Origin of the sequence: Microcystis sp. LEGE 08355 (assembly GCF_015207185.1) — a bacterium.
GTDB classification, from domain to species: domain Bacteria; phylum Cyanobacteriota; class Cyanobacteriia; order Cyanobacteriales; family Microcystaceae; genus Microcystis; species Microcystis panniformis.
In genome coordinates this window covers 1-1,760 of record NZ_JADEXI010000784.1, presented here as the reverse complement: position 1 = coordinate 1,760, position 1,760 = coordinate 1, and the positions used below count along the sequence as shown (strand labels likewise).

Annotated in this window: 1 protein-coding gene; it reads left to right on the top strand. The window is 44.7% G+C overall.

The genetic code is table 11. The features are described 5' to 3' along the window. On the top strand, nt 1-1,255 hold a 1,255-nt coding region (locus IQ242_RS23995; protein WP_193961677.1), incomplete at its 5' end, for a TldD/PmbA family protein. Nucleotides 1,256-1,760: the final 505 nt, after the last annotated feature.

Below are 1,760 nucleotides of genomic sequence, written 5' to 3'. Positions count from 1 at the left end.
AGGTATTGCTATCGGGGGTCAGGTACGCGCTTGTTATAAAGGAGGTTGGGGATTTGCCAGCTTTAATCAATTATCCAGTTTACAGGAACGATTAGAAGATGCGATCGCTGCTGCCCGTTTAATTGGGGAAGAAGAAACCCTGATTGCTCCAGTAGAACCTGTAATTATCTCCTGTGAATTGCCTTTAACGGGAACGGATCCCCGTTTAGTACCATTAGCTGATAAAAAAGCCCTCTGCGATCGCTATAATAATTTATTGCGTCAACATCATCCCAGTATTGCCACCACTTCCGTCCGTTACAGCGATAGCAGTCAACATATTCTTTTAGGCACTTCTGACGGGACTTTAATCGAACAAAAATGGTCGGACTTAGAAATGCGTTTTTCGGCCACCGCTAGGGATGGGGACAGCGTACAAACGGGCCGGGAAACCACAGGATCCCGAAAAGCTTTCGAGGATCTGGTCAATTTAGAAGAACAGGTGCAAGGGTCGGCTAAACGGGCCCTACAAGCCCTAGTTTTGCCCCCTGTCAAGGGCGATACCTACACCGTCGTCATCGATCCCATTTTAACCGGTCTGTTCGTCCATGAGGCTTTTGGCCACCTTTCCGAGGCAGATATGTTATACGAAAATCCCGACCTTTTGGAGGTGATGAGTATGGGCAAACGTTTTGGACCAGATAACCTGCAAATCTTTGACGGGGCCTATCCGGAAGGTCATCGGGGCAGTTATTTTTATGACGATGAGGGAACCCCCGCGACCACGACTCAGTTAATTAAAGATGGGGTTTTGGTGGGAAGACTGCATTCGCGGGAAACGGCGGGCAAATTAGGCGAAAAACCGACAGGTAACGCCCGTTGTCTCAATTATCATTATCCGCCCATTGTCCGCATGACCAACACTTGGATTGAACGGGGAACCACTCCCGTTAAAGAGTTATTTTCGGGGATAAAAACGGGAGTTTATGCCCAAAATTGGCAGGGAGGCATGACTAACGGCGAAATGTTCACTTTTAGCGCCGGGGAAGCTTGGATGATTCGCGATGGAGAAATTGCTGAACCGGTTAAGGATGTGACTCTCTCCGGTAATGTCTTTAAAACCCTAGCCAATATTGAGGCAATTGGGGATGATTTCTACTGGGACGAGTCGGGAGGCTGCGGAAAAGGGGGTCAAAGTGGTTTACCCGTCGGCTGCGGTGGCCCCAGTCTCCGTATCCGCAATGTGGTGGTGGGGGGAGAAGCAGATATTCAGTGATCAGTGATCAGTAAACAGTAAACAGTAATCAGTAAACAGTGATCAGGAATCAGTAAACAGTAAACAGTGATCACTGATCAGTAAACAGTAATCAGTGATCAGGAATCAGTAAAGAGTGAAAAGACAGTGGAAAACTACTATTTAATAGTAATAACTGATAACTAATAACTAATAACTAATAACTAATAACTGAGGTTCTTCGTTACTTGGTATGGTTCGATAGGGGGGCATAAATCGACTAAATCCTTATCTGGCAAGAGACTTAATTGATTAGTTCGCTCTAGAGCAAAAACAATTGACAAAAATAGCTAAATGCCTTTCTATATAAGGGTTCCATCCCTTATAACCCCCGTCCATTGCATAACACAAACCGAAGAGCCATAACTGATAACTGATAACTGATAACTGATAACTGATAACTGATAACTGATAACTGATAACTGATAACTGATAACTGATAACTGATAACTGATAACTGATAACTGATAACTGATAACTGATAACT